Source organism: Nocardia sp. NPDC058658 (genome assembly GCF_042716665.1).
Taxonomy (GTDB): Bacteria; Actinomycetota; Actinomycetes; order Mycobacteriales; family Mycobacteriaceae; genus Nocardia.
Genome location: NZ_JBHXRR010000014.1, coordinates 2,826 through 21,494, shown reverse-complemented (window position 1 = coordinate 21,494; position 18,669 = coordinate 2,826). Strand labels below are relative to the sequence as shown.

Annotated in this window: 19 protein-coding genes; 6 read left to right on the top strand and 13 right to left on the bottom strand. The window is 66.6% G+C overall.

Going from position 1 to position 18,669, the window contains the following annotated elements; all coding sequences use genetic code 11:
• Positions 1–24 precede the first annotated feature (24 nt).
• From ACFWUP_RS19975 to ACFWUP_RS19965, 3 genes are all read right to left on the bottom strand, one after another.
• Positions 25–198 (bottom strand): type II toxin-antitoxin system VapB family antitoxin, encoded by a 174-nt coding sequence (locus ACFWUP_RS19975; RefSeq protein ID WP_379236337.1) that lies wholly within the window; start codon positions 196–198, stop codon positions 25–27.
• Between the two features lie 107 nt (positions 199–305).
• The gene (locus ACFWUP_RS19970; RefSeq protein WP_379236335.1) at positions 306–1,085 is read right to left on the bottom strand and encodes a decaprenylphospho-beta-D-erythro-pentofuranosid-2-ulose 2-reductase; all 780 of its coding nucleotides are present in this window, start codon (positions 1,083–1,085) and stop codon (positions 306–308) included.
• Positions 1,082–2,509, bottom strand: coding sequence for an FAD-binding protein (locus ACFWUP_RS19965; protein ID WP_379236333.1), 1,428 nt, complete (start codon positions 2,507–2,509; stop codon positions 1,082–1,084). Before ACFWUP_RS19965 ends, ACFWUP_RS19970 begins: the two co-directional genes overlap by 4 nt.
• Before the next feature lie 15 nt (positions 2,510–2,524).
• Here ACFWUP_RS19965 and ACFWUP_RS19960 point away from each other — a divergent pair, with 15 nt between their 5' ends.
• Positions 2,525–3,022 carry a GtrA family protein gene (locus ACFWUP_RS19960; RefSeq protein WP_379236331.1) on the top strand — a complete coding sequence of 166 codons (498 nt, stop codon included), beginning with the start codon at positions 2,525–2,527 and terminating at the stop codon, positions 3,020–3,022.
• Position 3,023: 1 nt separating this feature from the next.
• Here the strand turns inward: ACFWUP_RS19960 and ACFWUP_RS19955 are convergent, their stop codons facing one another.
• The 3 genes from ACFWUP_RS19955 to ACFWUP_RS19945 form a co-directional block, all read right to left on the bottom strand.
• Positions 3,024–3,650 carry a pyridoxamine 5'-phosphate oxidase family protein gene (locus tag ACFWUP_RS19955; protein WP_379236329.1) on the bottom strand — a complete coding sequence of 209 codons (627 nt, stop codon included), beginning with the start codon at positions 3,648–3,650 and terminating at the stop codon, positions 3,024–3,026.
• Between the two features lie 168 nt (positions 3,651–3,818).
• Positions 3,819–5,978, bottom strand: coding sequence for a molybdopterin oxidoreductase family protein (locus ACFWUP_RS19950; RefSeq protein ID WP_379236327.1), 2,160 nt, complete (start codon positions 5,976–5,978; stop codon positions 3,819–3,821).
• Between the two features lie 106 nt (positions 5,979–6,084).
• Complete coding sequence (locus tag ACFWUP_RS19945) at positions 6,085–6,579, bottom strand: hypothetical protein (RefSeq protein ID WP_379236325.1); 495 nt, start codon at positions 6,577–6,579, stop codon at positions 6,085–6,087.
• A gap of 60 nt (positions 6,580–6,639) precedes the next feature.
• On the opposite strand from ACFWUP_RS19945, the gene ACFWUP_RS19940 reads away from it, so the two are divergent.
• The gene (locus ACFWUP_RS19940; protein WP_379236323.1) at positions 6,640–7,389 is read left to right on the top strand and encodes a DUF4282 domain-containing protein; all 750 of its coding nucleotides are present in this window, start codon (positions 6,640–6,642) and stop codon (positions 7,387–7,389) included.
• 123 nt (positions 7,390–7,512) lie between these two features.
• A complete protein-coding gene (locus ACFWUP_RS19935; protein ID WP_379236322.1) occupies positions 7,513–8,358 on the top strand; it encodes a helix-turn-helix domain-containing protein in 846 nt (281 codons plus the stop codon).
• Here the strand turns inward: ACFWUP_RS19935 and ACFWUP_RS19930 are convergent.
• Entirely contained in the window at positions 8,342–8,761 is a 420-nt protein-coding gene (locus ACFWUP_RS19930; protein WP_379236320.1) for a MarR family winged helix-turn-helix transcriptional regulator, read from the bottom strand. The two genes, ACFWUP_RS19935 and ACFWUP_RS19930, sit on opposite strands and share 17 nt — an antisense overlap.
• Positions 8,762–8,847: 86 nt before the next feature.
• Here ACFWUP_RS19930 and ACFWUP_RS19925 point away from each other — a divergent pair, with 86 nt between their 5' ends.
• On the top strand, positions 8,848–10,323 hold the full coding sequence (locus tag ACFWUP_RS19925) for an MFS transporter (RefSeq protein ID WP_379236318.1): 1,476 nt from the start codon (positions 8,848–8,850) through the stop codon (positions 10,321–10,323).
• A gap of 49 nt (positions 10,324–10,372) precedes the next feature.
• Here the strand turns inward: ACFWUP_RS19925 and ACFWUP_RS19920 are convergent, their stop codons facing one another.
• Both ACFWUP_RS19920 and rfbA read right to left on the bottom strand, forming a co-directional pair.
• The gene (locus ACFWUP_RS19920) at positions 10,373–10,924 is read right to left on the bottom strand and encodes a dTDP-4-dehydrorhamnose 3,5-epimerase family protein (RefSeq protein ID WP_379236316.1); all 552 of its coding nucleotides are present in this window, start codon (positions 10,922–10,924) and stop codon (positions 10,373–10,375) included.
• 3 nt (positions 10,925–10,927) lie between these two features.
• Positions 10,928–11,803, bottom strand: coding sequence for a glucose-1-phosphate thymidylyltransferase RfbA (rfbA, locus tag ACFWUP_RS19915; protein ID WP_379236314.1), 876 nt, complete (start codon positions 11,801–11,803; stop codon positions 10,928–10,930).
• A 244-nt stretch (positions 11,804–12,047) separates the two neighbouring features.
• Here rfbA and ACFWUP_RS19910 point away from each other — a divergent pair, with 244 nt between their 5' ends.
• On the top strand, positions 12,048–13,088 hold the full coding sequence (locus tag ACFWUP_RS19910; protein ID WP_379236312.1) for an alpha/beta hydrolase: 1,041 nt from the start codon (positions 12,048–12,050) through the stop codon (positions 13,086–13,088).
• 234 nt (positions 13,089–13,322) lie between these two features.
• Here the strand turns inward: ACFWUP_RS19910 and ACFWUP_RS19905 are convergent, their stop codons facing one another.
• On the bottom strand, positions 13,323–13,769 hold the full coding sequence (locus ACFWUP_RS19905) for a hypothetical protein (protein ID WP_379236310.1): 447 nt from the start codon (positions 13,767–13,769) through the stop codon (positions 13,323–13,325).
• 126 nt (positions 13,770–13,895) lie between these two features.
• A complete protein-coding gene (locus ACFWUP_RS19900; protein WP_379236308.1) occupies positions 13,896–14,588 on the bottom strand; it encodes a hypothetical protein in 693 nt (230 codons plus the stop codon).
• Between the two features lie 326 nt (positions 14,589–14,914).
• Here ACFWUP_RS19900 and rfbB point away from each other — a divergent pair, with 326 nt between their 5' ends.
• Entirely contained in the window at positions 14,915–15,916 is a 1,002-nt protein-coding gene (rfbB, locus tag ACFWUP_RS19895; protein ID WP_379236306.1) for a dTDP-glucose 4,6-dehydratase, read from the top strand.
• A 21-nt stretch (positions 15,917–15,937) separates the two neighbouring features.
• Here rfbB and ACFWUP_RS19890 read toward each other — a convergent pair whose 3' ends face one another.
• Together ACFWUP_RS19890 and ACFWUP_RS19885 are read right to left on the bottom strand one after the other, a co-directional pair.
• Positions 15,938–17,455, bottom strand: coding sequence for a DUF2142 domain-containing protein (locus ACFWUP_RS19890; protein ID WP_379236304.1), 1,518 nt, complete (start codon positions 17,453–17,455; stop codon positions 15,938–15,940).
• On the bottom strand, positions 17,452–18,420 hold the full coding sequence (locus tag ACFWUP_RS19885; RefSeq protein ID WP_379236302.1) for a glycosyltransferase family 2 protein: 969 nt from the start codon (positions 18,418–18,420) through the stop codon (positions 17,452–17,454). The genes ACFWUP_RS19890 and ACFWUP_RS19885 overlap by 4 nt, the downstream gene beginning before the upstream one ends.
• Between the last annotated feature and the right edge of the window lie 249 nt (positions 18,421–18,669).

Sequence of the window (18,669 nt, the reverse complement as noted above, 5' to 3'; positions counted from 1 at the left end):
GCAGGTCGCGCTGCTCGGCCTCGGTCAAGCGGTCGATGAGATCAGGCAGTGGCATGTCATCGATACGGCGTCTTGGGCGTGAATCCTGTTGTACTCCTCCAGTGCGGCCGCAACCGCCTCGGATGCGGTTCGGTGCCCGCCGAGACGCATGGCGCGCGCGAGGGCGTCCTGGTTGATCTCCAGCTGAATGAGTGACATGCGGGCTCCTCGAGTGTTCGCGGGTTGCAGCCATTGAAGCTGATCCGGTAAACGAAACTGCCGCACCGTTAGCAACGGTGCGGCAGTGGTTCGGAGCGGAGGAGCGCCTAGATGGGCAGCTTGCGGAAGATGGGGCGCGGCACGTGGCGCAGGGCCGACATCAGGAAGCGGGCCTCGCCCGGCGCCCAGACGATCTCGGTGCCCTTCTCGGATGCGGCGACGGCGAGCCGAGCGACGTCGGAGGGGTCGACGGTGAGGGGGGCTTCCTTGGAGCCGGTGGCTTCCCAGTGGGCCTTGGTCGCCGAGGTGCGGACCTGCATCGGCCGGATGACGGTGACGCGCGGGCCGAAGGGGCGCAGCGCTTCGCCGAGGCCGAGGTAGAAGCCGTCCAGGCCCGCCTTGGTGGAGCCGTAGACGAAGTTGGAGCGGCGCACGCGCTCGCCGGCCACCGAGGACATCACGATGATCCGGCCATGGCCCTGGGCCTTGAACTTCTCGCCCACCAGCACGCCGACCGAGACACCAGCGGTGTAGTTGATGCCGACGGTCATGACCGCCTTGCGCTGGTTCTGCCACAGCTCCTCGGCATCGCCGAGCACACCGAACGCCACGATCGCGACGTCGACATCACCGGCGGCGAACGCCGAGTCGACGACCTTGGGGTGCGATTCGGTGTCGAGCGCGTCGAAGTCGATGACGTCGACCTGGGTCGCGCCCGCGGCCTTCACCTGGGTGACGGCGTTCTCGAGCAGCGGATCGCCGGGCAGGTTCGCCAGGATCACCCGTGCGGGGCTCTTGGCCAGGTACTCGGCGACGATCGCGAGACCGATCTCGGAGGTGCCACCGAAGAGCAGGATGGTCTGCGGGTTGCCAACTGCGTTGATCACTGGAGCTCCAGCCTCCTGGCCATATCGGACATGAAAACGCCATTCGGGTCGACGCTGCGGCGGACCTTGATCCACTCGTCGATCCGCGGGTACATCTTGTGAAAGTTCTCGGCGGAGGTGCGCGAGTCCTTCGCGGTGTAGAGCCTGCCGCCGAACTCCATCACGCGCCGGTCGAGGTCGGTGACCAGCTCGTTGAGGCCGCGGCGGATCGGGAAGTCGACGCAGATGTTCCAGCCGGGCATCGGGAAGCTCAGCGGTGCCGCGTTGCCCTCACCGAACAGCTTGAACACGTTCAGCGCCGAGATGTGCCCCGACGCCTGGATGTCGATGATGATCCGCTTGAACTCTTCGACGGCCTCGGTCGGCACCACGAACTGGTACTGCAGGAAACCGGCGGGCCCGTAGGCGCGGTTCCAGTCCGAGATCATGTCGAGCGGGTGGTAGAACTGCGTCAGGTTCTGGACCTTGCCGGTGTAGGTGCCGCCCATGGCGTAGTACGCCTCGCCGACCGCGCCGAGGGAGAGCCGGTTGGCCGACCAGCTGGGGAAGATGTTCGGCACGGTCAGCAGCTGTGGCGCGTCGAACTTCAGCGGGTTCTTCTGCAGCTTCTTGGGCAGCTCGTCGACGGTGGCGAGACGGCCGCGCGTCAGGCAGGAGCGACCCAGCTTCGGCAGCGGGTTCATCACGTCGAACCACGCGCTCGAGTAGGTGTAGTTCGCCTCGCTGCCGTCGCTGTGGACCGCGATGGTCTCGTCCAGCGTGGAGGTCTTGATGCCGTCGTTGAGGAAGTAGGCGGTCTCCGTCGGCGCCATCTCGATGGTCGCGCGCAGGATGATGCCGGTCAGGCCGTTGCCGCCGACCGTCGCCCAGAACAGCTCGGCGTCCTCGCTCGGCGAGATCGTGCGCACCGAACCGTCGGCGGTGAGCAGGTCGATCGAGCGAACGTGGTTGCCGAAGCTGCCTTCGCTGTGATGGTTCTTGCCGTGGATATCGGAGGCGATGGCGCCGCCGATGGTCACCTGGCGCGTGCCGGGCAGCACGGGAACCCACAGGCCGAACGGCAGCGCGGCCTTCATCAGCTGGTCAAGGCTCACGCCGCCGTCCACCTCGACCATGCGGGAATCGCGGTCGATGCGGTGGATGCGGTTGAGCGCGGGCATGTCGATGACGAGGCCGCCCGCGTTCTGGGCGTGATCGCCGTACGAGCGGCCGAGGCCACGCGCGATCACGCCGCGTCGCAGATGCGCCGGCTTCGAGTCGTTGTCCTGCGCGACCATGCTCACGGCCTTGGCGATCAACTCGGGATCGCTGGTCGAGAGCACTTCGGCGGAGGTGGGTGCGGTGCGACCCCAACCGGTGAGCTTGCGGGTGCGCGTCGGTAGCGCGAACGCGTCATCGTTGGTGGTCGAAATGTTCTCAGACATCGGCTAAGAGGCTACATGCATAGCGTGACACCCGGCCGGTCTCGTAGTCTTCCTCACGTGCAAGCCCAACCGCATCTGCCGCTGCCCGCCGAAATTCCCCTGGTCGACGAGCCCGGCGGAACCGATGTCGACCTCAAGACGCAGATTGTGCGGTTCACGCTGACCGGTGGTTTCTCGGCGATCGTCGACTTCGGTCTGCTCACACTGCTGTCGAATGTGCTCGGCGTGCCCGAGATCCTCGCGAAGGTGATCAGTTTCGTCGCGGGCACGACCACCGCGTACCTGATCAACCGGCGGTGGACGTTCAAGGCCGAGCCGAGCAGGTCGCGGTTCATCGCGGTGGTCGCGCTGTACGCGGTGACGTTCGCCGTGCAGGTGGGGATCTACGCGGCGCTGTTCTTCGCATTGGCCGACGAGTGGTGGCGTCAACCGCTGGCGTTCGTGGTCGCCCAGGGCACCGCAACCGTCATCAACTTCGTGGTGCAGCGAGTGGTGATCTTCAAGATCAAGTAGGTCAGCTGGCCTCGGCGACGGCCGGGGTCCGTTTGCCCGCCTTGACGCCGAAGTAGTCGCCACCTTTGGCCCGAACATTGTCGGTGCCCCATTCGCGCTGGTCACGGGCCACCGGAACCATCTGCGGAATGTGCTTGCGGCAGTGGATATAGGCCTCTTCGACGTCGACGACCACCCACACCTGCGCGTTCTTGCCACGCTCGGCGGGTGGCAGATCGCCGACGGTGCCGCGCAACTCGGTATCGGTGACCATGCGGGCCTTCCCGTTGACGTGCAGGCCGATGAGGTCGCGGACGAAGTCGATCATCAGGATCCCGACGTGCGGGTTCTCGAGCACATTGCCCAGGCTGGCCATCACGCCGTTACCTCGATATTCGGGGTACGCAATCGTGCGATCGTCGATCACGTGCAGGAATCCGGGGGTGCCCGCGCGGAAGCTGGCGTCACATTCGCCGTGCGAATCGGAGGTGGCGATGAAGGCCATGTCCATCCGGGCGACGAAGTCGATCATCGTGGGGTTCAGATAGTCGAGCACCTGGTCGTCGTAGAACCGCTCGGCCCGCTCGGTGGTACCCAATGTTTCCTGGAGCTCGTGTTCTCCGTCGCTACCGACGAACTTTTCGGGCATCAGGTCCCCTCTGCTAGCCGTACCGGTTGATGCGGGTTTCGAGATGAAACCCCCGCTGTGACCGCAATCTCATTCAGTCTAGGGGACTCTCATGGACCGTGGGGCGTGTCCATTGTTGCGAATGGGATGAAAGCCGAGTTTGCGCAACGGTTTCCGCACCAGGACCGATCAGGCTGGACCTACCGTCACCGGCACCCCGTTGAACACCGCCGTGCCCGAGACCGCGTCGACCACCGAATCATCGGTCAGCACATTGGCATTCACCCCGGCGTGCGCCAGCGCGACCGACTGGGTGGTGCTCGCGCCGTGGCCCCAGCCGTGCGGCAGGCTCACCACCCCGGGCATGATCGTCGGCGTCAGCTCGACGGGCACCGTCAACGAGCCTGCCGCCGAGGTGATCTCGGCCTGTTCGCCGAGGCCGAGGCGGGTCGCGTCCTCGGGGTGAACCTGCAGCGTGCAGCGGTTGGAACCGCCGACAAGTCCCGCGATGTTGTGCATCCAGCTGTTGTTGGAGCGCAGCTGACGCCGTCCGATCAGCACCATCGCGGGTGCGATATCAGCCAGCCCGCCCCGCAGTCGTGCCACATCCGCGAGCAGTTGCGGCGGGGCCAGTTCGACCGTCTTCGACGCGGTGCGCAGGGCACCGGGCAGGCGCGGCCGCAGCGGCCCGAGGTCGATGCCGTGCGGGTTGTCCAGCAGGGTTTTCAGGCTCAGATCGCCGCCGTTCCACGCACCGTACGGGCCGAGCTTGACCATCAGGTCCAGGCGCTGTTCAGTGGTGTTCGCGCCGGTCAGCTCGTCGCGACGCTCGCTCATCCCGGCCTTGTGCAGGGTGCCCGCGATGACGAGTTCGTCGACCATCGCGATCGGGCTAGCCTCGCCCGTCCCGGCATGCGGCTGACCGCTCACCGCGGCCGCCAGCCGGGCCACCACGGCCGCCTCCGAGGGCCGCTCGCCCAGCGGGACCAGCGGCGGCGAATAGCGCGCGTAATTGCGCACCGCGAACTGCAGCAGCGCGAAATCGTAGTGCGGTGACTGCACCGAGCGCGGCGGCGGCAGGATCACGTTCGCGTGCCGGGTGGTCTCGTTGACGTACCGATCCACGCTGACCATGAACTCCAGCCCGGCCAGGCTCCCGTCCAGCCGCGCACCGCTCGGCGCGGAGAGCACGGGATTGCCCGCCACCGTCACCAGCGCCTTGATCTGGCCCTCGCCGGGGGTTTCGATCTCGTCGGCGAGGGTGGCGACGGGCAGCTCACCCATCGCCTCGGGCAGTTCGCGGACCCGGCTGGTCCAGCGGCCGAGCCGGAACGGCCTGCTGCGCGCCACCCCGCCCGCCGCCGCGTCGGCGAACATGGCGCCGCCGGGGGAGTCGAGGTTGCCGGTGAGGGCGTTCACGGCGTCGACGAGCCACTGGGTGAGCGTGCCGAACTCGGTGGTGCAGGTGCCGATCCGCGCGTAGACGGCGGCGGTGGGCGCCGCGGCGAGTTCGCGGGCGAGGGTGCGGATGGTGTCGGCGGGGATCCCGGTGCGTTCGGCCACCGCCTCGGGCGGGAAGTCGATGGCGACGGCGCGCAGTTCGTCGAGCCCGGCGACGTCGACGCGCACGTCGGTCAGACCCTCGTCGAACAGCGTGTGCACGACCCCGAACAGCAGATACGCATCCGAACCTGGCCGGATGAACAGGTGCTGGTCGGCGAGCGCGGCGGTTCTGGTCTCGCGCGGATCGACCACCACCAGCTTGCCGCCGCGAGCCCGCAGCGCCTTCAAGCGGCCGGGAAAGTCCGGCGCGGTGCACAGCGACCCGTTGGATTCGAGCGGATTGGCACCGAGCATCAGCAGGTAGTCGGTGCGGTCGAGGTCGGGGACCGGCACGGTCAGCGGGTCGCCGAACATGAGTCCGGCCGCGACCTGCTTGGGCATCTGATCGGCGGAGCTCGCGGTGTAGAGGTGGCGGGTGCTGAGCGCACGGATCAGGACGGGCAGATAGAGCGCGCCCGCGACGGTGTGTGCGTTGGGATTGCCCAGGTAGACCGCGGACGCGCCCTTGGGGATCTCGGCGAACGCGGCCGCGATCAGATCGAACGCCTCGTCCCAGCTCGCTTCCCGGAAACCCTCGCCCTCGCGGATCAGCGGGGTGCGGACCAGATCGGGATCGTCGTCGAGCTTGCCGAAGCTCGCGCCCTTCGGGCAGATAAATCCCTTGCTGAACGGGTCGTCGCGGTCGCCGCGCACCGACAACACCCGGTCGTCGTCATCCAGGGTGACGGTGAGCCCGCAGACGGCCTCGCACAGCGGACAGGTTCGGAGCAGCGAGCGTGGAGCCATCCTCCATGCTTAGCGCAGGTCGGTCGGCCGATGTCCGGAAACGCCGAAAACCCGCGATCGGCGACGTCGGGGAGGCGTCGGATCGCGGGTTCGGTGAGTTTCAGGCTCAGCAGGCCACGGTCAGCTTGCGCGCACCGCTCTGCTTGCGGGACCGGGCGATGGCCGAGCGAACGGCCGCACCGAGGGCGACGACCGGCGGGATCCAGCGAGCCTCGGTGGGAGCGACGCCCCAGGAGGCGCTGCCCGCGGCGAGCTGGGTCGGCGGCAGCGGGATGCTGGCACCGTCGGTGTGCACGATGACGCCCGCTTCACGCATGGCCTCGATCGCCATGGCGGCCTTGCGGACGCCGGTGACCAGGTGGATCTCGCGACGCTCGGCGCCCGGGATCTCGATCACGGGGCCGGACAGGTTGTTGGCGCGCAGGAAGCGACGGACCTCGCCCGCGATCTCACCGGTGATCTCGATGGCCGAGACCTCGTCGTCGGTGATCAAGCAGAGGCCGTTGATGGTTTCGGCGACCGTCCATCCACGCGCGGCGTACTCCTGCGCGGCGGCACCTTTGTCGGCGGCCGTAGTGGTGGTCGGAAACGTCGTGCGCACTGTGTTCTCCATTCCCCGAAGAGCTGTCGTTGGCTCCGAAGAGCTGTCGTTGCTGCGTTCATGGGCGTATCGGCGGGAGGCGGGCGACTCGTTACGCCGTTACGAAAAAATATTCGAGAATGTATGGTTCGTCTCAATCGTGCAACCTTCGCTATCGCAGGTTCGACCGCTTCCGGGTTGGCGTGGGGCCGGAAACGGGGCAGGATTCGGCTCATGACCGAAGTGCCGGGTACGCCCGAGCCGCCCGAAGCCGACGCCGAGGAGTTCGAAGCCGAATCACGGTGGCTCTCTTGGAAAGAGACCGACGCGAAGCGTACGGGTTCACGGGCGGCAAGCGATAACGAAGACGCCTACCAAGCGCAGCTCGCGCGTGATTCGGGGTTCGAGGAGCCGTTCCGGAGCACGGGTTCGGCCAAGGAGTGGGCGGCCGAAGCGGGCCGTTCGCTGCTCGATGTGCAGTTCCGCAGGCCCGCGACCAGGACATTGTTGCCACTGGCCTACGTATTGGGCGTTGTGTCCTTCGGCATCGGCCTGCCGGTCGCATTCGTGGTGCTGATGTGGAAAACCTCCGTCGTTCTGGGGGTGTTGGCGGTATTTGTTGCGGTTCCGCTGGGGTTGACCATCGCCGCTTCGGTGCGGTTGATGCTCGAATTCGCCGACAACGCAGCGCGGTTGGCGGGGCGGGTCGAGCACATCAGCGAACTGGCCGACAACCTGTTCCAGGCGCTCTCTGATGTGGCCGAGCCGGTGAACCAGCTCTCCGAAGACGTTCGAGCCGTGCAGTTCTGGCGGTTCAGAAAGAAAAAATAGGTCTTGCGCGGTGTCCGATTCATTGTGAAACAATCCGTACGCAGATCCGGCGATATGTCGGCTGCGCAGGGCGGCTTCCGAAAGATCTTTTCCGGAGCCGGAGTTCGGATACAGGGGGGAAGTATGGCTTCACCACAGGGCGTCACCGGTTCGACCATGCCACGCAGGCAGTTGGGCAGGCACTTACGTGACCTGCGCAATCGTGCGCGGATGACAACGAGAACCGCTGCGGCGCAACTGGAGTGGTCGGAAGCGAAGATCTGGCGGATCGAAACGGGGCAGACGTCGTTGCGCAGCCTCGATGTCGAAGCCATGTGCAAGGTGTACGGCGCGCCGACCGATCTGGTCGAACCGCTGGCCGCCTTGGCTCGCGAAACCAAAGCACGGGGTTGGTGGACGAGCTACGGCGACGTGATCGCCGAGGGCTTCGAGGTCTACATCGGCCTCGAGGAAGCCGCCTCGGGCCTTTGCCTCTACGAGGACGGCCTGATCCCGGCGCTGTTGCAGACCGAGGACTACGCGAAAGCGCTGCTCGAGCAGACGATTCCGGAGCTGACCGAGTCGGAGCTGGAGCGCAGGCTGCGGGTGCTGGCGGCCAGGCAGGCGCTGGTCACCAGGGCCGATGCCCCGTTGCGGTTGGACGTGGTGCTGGCCGAGCCGGTGCTCACCCGCGCGATCGGTGACGAGCGCGTGCGGGCCGGCCAGCTCGCGCGATTACGGGAGCTGGCCGAGCGTGAAACGGTGCGCATCCAGGTGGTTCCCGGCGATTGCGGCTATCACGCCGGGCTCGAATCGGGCCGGTTCGTGATCCTGGACTTCGGGGTCGACGATTCGGTGGATCGACCGGAGCCGCCGGTGGTCTACGTGGAAACCTTCGCGGGCAGCAACTATCTCGACAAGACGGCCGACTGTGATCGCTACCGTCGCGCGTTCACCGATATCGCCGCGGCGGCTACGGGCACGCTGTAGGGCTGTCCCAGGAGCCGGCGAGCACCGAACGGTGCGTGGGCAGGGCCCGGTCGTAGACCGCCCTGCCCTTGTCGGTGAGCTGGACGAAGATGGCGCGGCGGTCGAGATCGCACATGCTGCGTTCGACGAGGCCGTCGCGTTCCAACCTGGCCACAGCGCGGGACAGCGCGCTCTGGCTCAGGTAGATGTCGTGTGCCAGTTCCGTCATGCGGTACTTCTGACAGGCCGCGTCGACCAGACGGTCCAGCGTTTCGAATTCGCTGAGGCCGATCTCGTGGTCTCTTTGGAGCGCCTTCTCCAGCGCGCAACTCACGGCGGCATGCCTGCCGAGCAGTTCGCGCCATTGACCGACCAGCTCGGGGGGCGCTTCGTTGCGCCGAGCTGTGGTTTCGGCCGGATTCATGGGCCCCATCTTAGAGGTCGAAGCATCTTCATGCAACGGCATTTTATGTGTTGGCAATTAATGCGTGTGCATGTAATGTCCCTCGCATGACTTCGACAGCCTCGCTCTCGGCCGCAGATCAGGCGACCGATCCCACCAGATGGCCCCTCCGGCTCTGGGGCTTGCTGATCACCCTGTGCATCGTCCTTTTCCTCGACGGCCTCGACGTCTCGATGATCGGTGTCGCTCTGCCGTCCATCGGCGCCGAACTCGACCTCGACACCTCCACCCTGCAGTGGCTCGTCAGCGGCTACATCCTCGGCTACGGCGGCCTGCTGCTGCTGGGTGGACGCACCGCCGACCTGCTGGGCCGGCGCAAGGTCTTCCTCATCGCGCTGGCCGTGTTCGCCGTCGCCTCGCTCATCGGCGGCCTGGTCAGCGACCCAGCCCTGCTGATCGCCACCCGCTTCATCAAGGGCCTGGCCGCCGCGTTCACCGCGCCGACCGGTCTGTCGATCATCACCACCACCTTCGCCGAAGGAAAAGCGCGCAACAAGGCGCTGTCGATCTACACCGTCTTCGGTGCGGGCGGCTACTCCATGGGCCTGCTGTTCGGCGGCCTGATGACCGGCGTCGGCTGGCGCTGGACCTTCCTGCTGCCCGTCCCGATCGCCATCGCCGCCCTGATCGCCGCCTTCGCGCTGATCCCGCGCGACGGTAAGGCCGAAGAGGGCGGACACGATCTACTCGGGGCGCTGCTGTCCACCGCGGGCATGTTGTTGCTGGTCTACACCGTGGTCACCGCGCCGGAAGTCGGTTGGGCCTCAGGCCGCACCATCGGATCGTTCCTCGCCGTGATCGCCCTGTTCGCCGCGTTCGTGGTCACCGAGAAGCGTGTGAAGCACCCGCTGATCCGCCTCGGCATCCTGCGCAAGGCCTCGCTGCTGCGGGCCAGCCTCGCCATCGTCGCGGTCGCCGGTTCGTACTTCTCCTGGCAGTTCATCGTGACGCTCTACATGCAGGACACCCTGGAATGGTCGGCGCTGAAGCTGGCGATGGCGCTGCTGCCGGTCGGCATCCTGGTCGTCGCGTCGGCCTTCTTCTCCGAGAAGCTGATCGACCGATTCGGCACCGGACCGGTCATCGCGGTCACCATGAGCGTGATGGCGATCGGCTACCTGCTGTTCCTGCGTCTCGACACCGCGCCGGACTACTGGACCATGCTGCTGCCCGCCATCCTGCTGATCGGCATCGGCTGGGTCGGGTTCCCGGCCATCAATGTGCAGGCCACCAGCGGTATCGACGACGACGAACAGGGTCTGGCGGCCGGCGTGCTGCAGACGTCCATGCAGGTCGGCGCGGCCATCGTGCTCGCGGTGACCACCGCCATCGTCACCTCCGGCGGGCACGGCACGAGTGCCACCCCGCAGCAGATGCTCGATACCTACCGGCCGGGTCTGGAGTTCGCGGCGGGCGTCACCATCGTCGGTGCGCTGCTGGCGCTGACGGTTTTCCTGCCCCGGTTCCGCAAGCCGGTGGTCGACGGACCGGTCGTCGAGGAGAAGGTGCTCGAACCGGCCTGATCGTCACCAACGCTGAACGGCACCACCTTTCGTAGGTGGTGCCGTTCGTCTATGCGGAGAACTTGGGCGCCGCTTCGTCTTTCGCCGAGCGAATGTAGGTGAGCGGACGACCGTCGCGGCCCTCGGTCGGCCAGTCGATGGCCAGGCGCGAATCGAAAGCGTCCATGTCACGGTCGAATTCGGGGGAGTACTCGAGCGAGCACAGGTAGGTGACCGTCGAACGGTTCTCCAGCGAGAGGATGGCGTGACCGAGCCCCTCGGACAGGAACACCGAGCGGCGGGTCACGTCGTCGAGCAGCACACTGTCCCAGCGCCCGTAGGTGGGCGAGCCGGGCCGCAGGTCGACCACCACATCGAGGAAGGCCCCGCGCACACAGGTCACATACTTGGCCTGACCGGGCGGATCCTCGGTGTAGTGGATCCCGCGCAGCACCCCGGCCGCCGAGACCGAGGTGTTCACCTGGTGCAGTTCGAACGGGCGCCCGGTGGCCTTCTCGAACTCCGAGGCCTTGAACGACTCACAGAACATCCCGCGATCGTCGCCGAGCAGGCGCGGGGTCACCACCCAGGCGCCGGGGATCGCCAGTTCACGAAACTCCATGCGCTACCAGTCTTTTCCGCGGTCGATCAGGTCGAGCAGGTAGCGGCCGTAGCCCGAACGCACCATCGGTTCGGCCAGTTCGCACAGCTGGTCGTCGGAGATCAGGCCGCGTCGCCACGCCACTTCCTCCGGCACGCCGATCTTGAGTCCCTGTCGTTCCTCGATCGTGCGCACGTAGTTGGCGGCGTCGAGCAGCGAGTCGAAGGTGCCGGTGTCGAGCCAGGCGGTGCCGCGCGCCAGCACGTCGACGCTGAGCCTGCCCTGGTCGAGGTAGGCGCGGTTGATGTCGGTGATCTCGTACTCCCCGCGCGCCGACGGCTTCAGCTCGCGGGCGATCTCCACCACGTCGTTGTCGTAGAAATAGAGGCCAGGGATGGCGTGGTTGCTGCGCGGGACCTTCGGCTTCTCCTCGATGGAGATCGCGCGACCCTGCTTGTCGAACTCGACCACGCCGTAGGCGGTCGGGTCCTTCACCCAGTAGGCGAACACCGCGCCGCCGTCGATGTCGTGGAAGCGTTCCAGGCTGGTGCCGAGGCCGGGGCCGTGGAAGATGTTGTCGCCGAGCACCAATGCCACCGGTTCGGTGCCGATGTGGTCGGCGCCGAGGACGAACGCGCAGGCCAGACCGTCTGGGTTGGCCTGCACCACATAGCTGATGGAGATGCCGAACTGGCTGCCGTCGCCGAGCAGGCGCGAAAACGCGTCGGCGTCCTCCGGCGTGGTGATCACCAGAATGTCGTCGATCCCTGCCAGCATGAGGGTGGACAGCGGGTAGTAGACCATGGGTTTGTCGTAGACCGGGACGAGCTGCTTGCTCACCCCGCGCGTGATCGGGTGCAACCGTGAACCGGTGCCGCCCGCCAAGATGATTCCGCGCATAGGTGGCAAGTCTGCCAGTTCCCTGCTCCCCGGAGTCGGGGAGGTTCCGACACGTCGGCGAATTGATCACGAAGGTTTGGTGACCGGGCGTGTCGGGCGATAACTGAGACAGACGCGGTGCTCATCTGATTGTGTGAGCCCCGATGTGTGAAACATCACTGTGTTAGATGTCAGCGCCGACATCCGCTCCGGGGGTTCTCGCCTGGTCAGGGGTCGACGCGCCAGCGGTAAAGGTAGGTGCGCGATGGTTGCCACGAAGATCACCGGAGTGATGGGCGGGCTCGCGCCCGTGGCTGCGATCGCCACCGCCAGGCCGGAGCCGGGCATCATCGTCAACTCCGGCCGGACCAGCACCGCCTCACGCGTGCTCATGGGCGCCTGCCTCGGACTGGTCGGGCCGCTGCTGCGCACCGTGCCCATCAACCGGGCCACCATTCCGATCGGCGCCGTCGCGGTGGACCTGCTGGCCCGGCTGCACCCCGAACCGCAGGGTGTGGAACGCGAGCAGATCAAGCTCGACGGGTTCCTGATGGAAATGCTGCGCCCCGCGGGCGGCTCGCGCGCCCTTCGCCACGGCGCGGTGCTCTACCTGCACGGCGGCGGTTTCGCGGTCTGCGGTCTGCGCACCCACCGCCCGATCGCGGCAGGCATCGCCCGGCGCACCGGACTACCCGTCCTCAATGTCGAATACCGGCAGCTCCCCGGTTCGATCGACGCCTCCATCGACGACTGCGTCCTCGCCTACCGCTGGCTGCTGCGCCACGGCGCCGACCCCGCCCGCATCGTGATCGCCGGCGACTCGGCAGGCGGCTTCCTCACCTTCGCCACCGCGATCCGCGCCCGCGAACTCGGCCTGCCACTGCCCGCCGGCCTCGTTGGGCTGAGCCCGCTGCTCGACCTGGACTACCGGGCCAAGGCGGGGTACGTCAACGTCAACCGGGACGCCTACATCCCGCTGAAGGGGCTCGAGGCAGTCGTCCACCTCGGTGCCGAGCACGAAGGCCCCCTCGATCCCGCCCTGTCACCGGTGAACGCCGACCTGACCGGCATGCCCCCGGTCCTGCTCATCGCCGCCGAAGACGAACTACTGCGCTACGACAGCGAACTGATGGTCCACCGCCTCACCGCAGCGGGCGTCCCCAACACCCTGGAACTGTGGCGCGGACAGGTCCACGCCTTCATGAGCATCGTGCCTGGCATGCCTGAGAGCCGCTCGGCCCTGGGCCGGGTAGCGAAGTTCGTCCGTAGCGCCGTGGAACCGGCCCAGCGGGCCCGCACGGCCTAAGGCGTACCTCCGCATTCGCTCCGGCCGTGCGCGGCTGAGGAACGCTTCGCGCCGGTGTCATTTAGGCCGACTGAAGCGGCTCGAACGGTCCTGATCGCGATCGGCCGGACGAGCCGACTCGGGTCGGGGGGCCTGCGATGTCGTAGGCCCCTGGCCCTTGGTCCGAGAACGCAGAAGCGGCCCCCGCTCAGATCTCTCTGAGCGGGGGCCGCTGTCCTTCGAGCTACGGAGAAATTACTTCGCGAGCGCGGAACCGGTGTTCGGGGCGCCCGAGCCGGTCAGCGGGGTCTCCGCGACAGTGGCCGGCTTCGGCGGGTTCAGGATCTTGTCGACGGCCGAGCCGGTGTTCGGGGCGCTGGAGCCGGTGGCGGGGGCCGGGACCGGGGTCTCCGCGACAGTGGCCGGCTTCGGCGGGTTCAGGATCTTGTCGACGGCCGAGCCGGTGTTCGGGGCGCCCGAGCCGGTGGCGGGGACCGGAGCCGGGGTCTCGGCGACCGCGCCGATACCGAAGAAGCTGCCCTCGAGCAGCTTCGCGAGCGCGGAGCCGGTGTTCGGGGCGGCGGAGCCGGTGGCGGGAGCCGGGGTGGGGGTGGTTTCGGCTGCTGCTGCGGTGCCGGACATGCCCAGCATCAGACCAGACGCCATGACCACGGCAGCGCCGACCAGACGGAACTTCTTCACAGGTTTCTCCTCATCAGAAAACAGTGCGGACTCGGGGCCCGCCGGTACATGACCGATGTATACAGAGCAGTGCCCCCGTCAGGATTCCTCCCGAGCGGGGGCACTTGACCTCTGTGCTACGGCGAATTACTTGGCCGGGGCAACGGGCGCCGGGCCCGCGATGGTGCTGAAGTACTGAATCGCGGCACCGATGGCGAACGGCGCGGTCACGAAGATCTGACCGGCGAGAACACCGAGGAAGCCGACAGCAGCCGCACCCGCGACGCAACCCGCGATGGGGCCGGCGCCGAACAGGGTCAGCAGAGCGCCGGTCAGGACCAGGCCGATGCCCGCACCGATGACGCAGCCGGCAGCCGCGCCGCCGATGCCGCCGACGAGGGTGCCGATGGTGGCGCCCATGGAGATGGTGGAGGTCAGACGGCTCCAGGCAGCCTGCTCACGCTCGTACTCGTTCTTCCAAGGAGCCTTGTCCTCGTACGGAAGGGCGACGGGCTTGTAGACAGCCTTCGTCACGTCGGCCACGGGGGCGAGCTTGACGGTGTTGCCAGTGAGCTCGGCGGCGATCGGCAGCTCGAAGTCATCGAGGCGGAAGGTCAAGGGGGTGCCGGCGATGGTGGTGCCAACGTTGTTCTTGATCTTCAGGGCGCCGTCTTCGATCGCCAGCGAGCCCTGCTCGACCGTGATGATCGACTCGGTCTCGGTGGTGGTGGCGGTGTACTGGACCGGGGCAGGGGCCTCATCGGCGTGCGCGGTACCGGCGGCGACGCCCATAGCGGCGATCAGCAGCGCCGACGTGGCGGCGAATTTCCTCATCAGCATTTTTGGTGAACCTCAAAGTTGGAGCGGTGCGGAGGGGACGTGTAGATCAAAAGCCTCCGCAGCTAACCAGAGGTGAACCCGCTGTGACTGTTAGTTCAAGTTATGTTCACCATCGGTACCCCGACACTGGTGCGCTGATAGAAACCTGAGCGTTGACCGGGGTTTTTCTCAGGAAAACCAACTCTGAGTCTTAACCTACTTGCAAGTAGTGTGATGGAGATCACGGTGTAAATAGATGCCCGATCTCAGCTCGGAGACGTTCCCGCAACGCATTACGGTGCCACATTCGTCGCGAGGGCTCGCGGAATACACGTATCGTTGACCGAGTGCGAGTGCTCGTAACCGGCGGGGCCGGGTTCATCGGTGCCAATTTCGTCCAGCAGACTGTGGCCACGCGCCCGGATGTCCAAGTGACCGTGCTCGACGCACTCACTTACGCGGGCAACCGCGCGTCACTGGATCCGGTCGCGGATCGGATCGAATTCGTGCACGGCGATATCGCCGATCTCGACCTGGTCGACAATCTGGTCAGCGGCGTCGACGCGGTCGTGCATTTCGCGGCCGAATCCCACAACGACAACTCCCTGGCCGAGCCGTGGCCGTTCGTGCAGACCAATATCGTCGGCACCTACTCGCTGCTGCAGGCGGTGCGCCGCCACGACGTGCGCTACCACCACGTCTCCACCGACGAGGTCTACGGCGATCTCACCCCCGACGAGCCCGCTTTCACCGAATCCACCGCCTACAACCCGTCGAGCCCGTATTCGGCGACCAAAGCGGGCAGCGACATGCTGGTTCGCGCCTGGACCAGGTCTTTCGGTGTCCGCGCGACCCTGTCGAACTGCTCCAACAATTACGGCCCGTATCAGCACGTGGAGAAATTCATCCCCCGCCAGATCACCAATCTGATCGACGGTGTGCGCCCACGCCTGTACGGCGCCGGTCATCAGGTGCGCGACTGGATCCACGTCGACGACCACAATCGCGCGGTCTGGGACATTCTCGAGCGCGGCCGAACCGGTCAGACCTACCTGATCGGCGCGCAGGGCGAACTCGACAATCTCACTGTCGTGCAACTCATTCTGCAAGCTTTCGATCGCGAGCCGACCGATTTCGATCACGTGACCGATCGCCCCGGCCACGACCAGCGCTACGCCATCGACGCGAGCCTGCTGCGCTCCGAACTCGGCTGGTCACCGCGCTACGCGGACTTCCGCGCGGGCCTGGCCGACACCGTCGCCTGGTACCGCGACAACGAGGACTGGTGGCGCCCGAAAAAGGCCGATACCGAACGCGCCTACGCGGCCGCAGGGGAGAAGACGCTGTAATTCCCACCGTCGTCTGGGGAATTATCCCCAGACGACGGTGTAATACGTTGCGGCAGTTGCGATAAGCGCGAAAGTCGACGCGCAGGCGATGGTGATCCCGGTCCCTCGGGTCGGAATCACCCCGTCGGAATTCGTGAGCCGCAGCGGCACCATCCGAGCGAGTACGGCAAGTCCCATGATCGCCAGCGGCACGAAATACCGGCCCTGCACACCGTCGATGATGTAGTAATCGACCGGCGTGAACGACAGGTACAGCGTCACATAGATCATCGCCACACTCGCGAGAACAACCAGCGCCACGATCAGCGTGCGCCGGAAAGTGGCTGTGGCAGTACTCATCCGGTCGACGATCCCGAAACTCACCGCGAACGCGAGCAGGCACGCCAGCATCGACAGCGCGGGCACATCCACATACGCGAAACCGAGTTCACCGAAGAACTGGTTGAACCAGCGATGGTCGCGCAGCGCGATACTCTCGCCGAACACGTGCACGAATTGCACAGGGTCGCCGATGATTCCCTTCAGCTGATCGCCGGGCCGAACCTGACCCCACTGGTGCGGCGGCCGCATCAGGCCCATGCCGTCGCCGGTGGGTGCGGCGATCTTGGTCCAGGCGAGGAAAAGCACACCGCCGGTCACCGCGAATGCCCACGGGAGGAATTTCAGTTTTCCGGTGAAACCGAGCCGGTCGGCGGGCACTACGACAACGAGCATCGCCAGCAGCACATAGGTCGGTTTACTCAGCGGCAGCGCGATGGTCGCGGCGAGCAGCGCGGCGGTTTCGGTGCGGTGCAATCGATCACCGACGAAAAGCGCTTTCAGCAGCAGCGCCGACACCATGATGGCGAGCGCGTTGGTGAGCGTATCCGCGGTGACGGTGCCCGCCTGGAACAGTGCGATCGGCAACACCGCGACGGTGAAAACCAGCCACTGCGAACGCCGTTCACGCAGCGCGTAGAGCCCGAATCCGACAACCGCCAGATAGGCGAACAGCCCGGCGAACCGGGTCAGCAAATACATGCCGCCCACATTCAGCCCCAGCGCCTCACCCAACCGAATGCCAACGGCCGCAGGCACATACGGCACCGGCGAGTAGGCGGCGGTGTTGGTGAACCACATCTGCCGGGTCTTGTCCGAGATCTCGGCGGCGCCGAGCCGGTCGTAGGCGCCGGGGTCGGCCACCATCGCGCCGGGCTCTTCTGGGTTGTCGCCGTAGTCCTTGAAGGCGTAGCCCATCAGCTCGTCGACGCTGACCGGGATCTGCCCGCCGTAGGCAACACCGCGATCGTCGACGATGCGCTGCGGGAACACCCCGCCGTGCGCGACCTGGTAGGCGCGACCGAACTGGGTGATCTCGTCGTGGCCCCAGAACGCGGGCGTGAGCACGGCGAACAGCGCGCCGAACACGGTGGCGACCACCGCGAACGCGACCGTCGCCGCACCGAACCGCTGGGTCACCGCGCGCACCGGTTTCAGTGCTCGATCCTTGCGTGCGGGGGTTTCGGCGATCTCGACAGTGGGTTCGGTCGTGGTGGTCACCGACGCTCTCCGGCCCCGATGTCCTCGCTCACCCCGGCGGCCGAATAACGCAGGTAGACAAGCCGCGCGGTCTCGTGCCGCGAGCGGCGGATGCCGTCCAGGATCAACCCGGCGGTCCACGCGAGGCTGCCGAGCAGCAGCAGCGTGAAGGCGAGGAACAGCGTCGGGAACCGCGCCACCTCGTGGGTGTTGTAGAACTCGATCACGATCGGCACGGTGAGGATCACCGAGACCAGCCAGGCCACGGTGCCGAACAGGCCGTAGAACGCGACGGGGCGTTCGTGGCGGGCCAAGCCGAGGATCAGCGCGAGAATCTTGGTGCCGTCGCGGTAGGTGCGCAGCTTGGATTCGCTGCCTGCGGGACGGTCGCGGAAGCCGACCGACACCGAGGTCTGCGGCACGCGCAGGTGCAGCGAGTGCACGGTCAGCTCGGTCTCGATCTCGAACTCGCGCGACACGGCCGGGAAGCTCTTCACGAACCGGCGCGAGAACACCCGGAACCCGCTCAGCATGTCTTCGACGTTCTCGCCGAACACCTTGCCGACCACGCCGTTGAGCACCTTGTTGCCGGTCTCGTGGCCGCTGCGGTAGGCGCTGGAATCGGAGTCGTCCTGCTTGCGCACGCCGAGGATGTGGTCGTAGGGGCCCTCGAGCAGGGTCTTGATCATCAGCGGTGCGGCCGACGCCTCGTAGGTGTCGTCGCCGTCGATCATCAGGTACACGTCGGCGTCGATATCGGCGAAGGCGCGGCGCACGACATTGCCCTTGCCCTTGGTGTTCTCGTAGCGCACGATCGCCCCGGCCTCGCGGGCGCGTTCGGCGGTGCGGTCGGTGCTCAGGTTGTCGTAGACGTAGACGACGATCCCCGGCACGGCGGCCTTGAGGTCGGCGACGACCTTGGCGACGGCGGCCTCTTCATTGTGGCAGGGGACCACGGCGGCAATGCGAAGCTCGGTGGAGTCCACCTGGGTCAGTCCTCGGTGTTAGGCAGCAAGTAAGACACCGGGAGGCTACAGGATTGTTGTTGAGCAGGGTCCGGGTGTCCGGCGCCATCGTTGATGGGCCCTTTGACTGGCAGAGCCTCGGGTGTTGGTAGTCCCAGGCTGTATACGCTGTGTTTATTGGAGCGCTGGCGCGCTCGAGTCGCGGCCCCAAGGGGCCGCCGGTTAGCCGCCGTTGCTTGCTCCCAAGCCGCAACGCAACCGCCGCGCCAC

What these genes read in the sequence shown, in the direction of transcription:
- ACFWUP_RS19900 (WP_379236308.1), bottom strand. Translation starts at nt 14,588, where the DNA reads ATGCTGATGAGGAAATTCGCCGCCACGTCGGCGCTGCTGATCGCCGCT.
- ACFWUP_RS19910 (WP_379236312.1), top strand. Translation starts at nt 12,048, where the DNA reads ATGGTTGCCACGAAGATCACCGGAGTGATGGGCGGGCTCGCGCCCGTG.
- rfbA (WP_379236314.1), bottom strand. Translation starts at nt 11,803, where the DNA reads ATGCGCGGAATCATCTTGGCGGGCGGCACCGGTTCACGGTTGCACCCG.
- ACFWUP_RS19920 (WP_379236316.1), bottom strand. Translation starts at nt 10,924, where the DNA reads ATGGAGTTTCGTGAACTGGCGATCCCCGGCGCCTGGGTGGTGACCCCG.
- ACFWUP_RS19935 (WP_379236322.1), top strand. Translation starts at nt 7,513, where the DNA reads ATGGCTTCACCACAGGGCGTCACCGGTTCGACCATGCCACGCAGGCAG.
- ACFWUP_RS19975 (WP_379236337.1), bottom strand. Translation starts at nt 198, where the DNA reads ATGTCACTCATTCAGCTGGAGATCAACCAGGACGCCCTCGCGCGCGCC.
- ACFWUP_RS19960 (WP_379236331.1), top strand. Translation starts at nt 2,525, where the DNA reads ATGCATAGCGTGACACCCGGCCGGTCTCGTAGTCTTCCTCACGTGCAA.
- ACFWUP_RS19940 (WP_379236323.1), top strand. Translation starts at nt 6,640, where the DNA reads ATGGGCGTATCGGCGGGAGGCGGGCGACTCGTTACGCCGTTACGAAAA.
- ACFWUP_RS19955 (WP_379236329.1), bottom strand. Translation starts at nt 3,650, where the DNA reads ATGCCCGAAAAGTTCGTCGGTAGCGACGGAGAACACGAGCTCCAGGAA.
- ACFWUP_RS19925 (WP_379236318.1), top strand. Translation starts at nt 8,848, where the DNA reads ATGACTTCGACAGCCTCGCTCTCGGCCGCAGATCAGGCGACCGATCCC.
- ACFWUP_RS19930 (WP_379236320.1), bottom strand. Translation starts at nt 8,761, where the DNA reads ATGAATCCGGCCGAAACCACAGCTCGGCGCAACGAAGCGCCCCCCGAG.
- ACFWUP_RS19950 (WP_379236327.1), bottom strand. Translation starts at nt 5,978, where the DNA reads ATGGCTCCACGCTCGCTGCTCCGAACCTGTCCGCTGTGCGAGGCCGTC.
- ACFWUP_RS19965 (WP_379236333.1), bottom strand. Translation starts at nt 2,509, where the DNA reads ATGTCTGAGAACATTTCGACCACCAACGATGACGCGTTCGCGCTACCG.